At 45.3% G+C, this 247-nt stretch carries 1 pseudogene; it reads right to left on the bottom strand.

Features of this window, described 5'->3' with window-relative positions:
* Positions 1-247, bottom strand: a pseudogene (gene rplK, locus O4H53_RS27085) (50S ribosomal protein L11); the annotation flags it as partial.

The following is a 247-nucleotide window of genomic DNA, read 5'->3' on the forward strand; positions in this document are numbered from 1 at the left end:
CTTTTTCAGTGTTTGGACGACCTGAACCAGACTTAACGCCAGCAGCTTTCTTAAGAAGAACAGCAGCAGGTGGAGTCTTAGTTACGACCGTGAAAGAACGGTCGCTGTTTACTGTGATAACTACTGGAGTTGGTAGACCTTTCTCAATATATTCTGTTTTTGCGTTGAACGCTTTACAGAATTCCATGATGTTCACACCGTGTTGACCTAGTGCAGGACCTACTGGTGGACTAGGGTTAGCCATACC

The sequence above is a fragment of the Sulfitobacter sp. G21635-S1 genome (assembly GCF_027213915.1).
GTDB lineage: Bacteria > Pseudomonadota > Alphaproteobacteria > Rhodobacterales > Rhodobacteraceae > Sulfitobacter.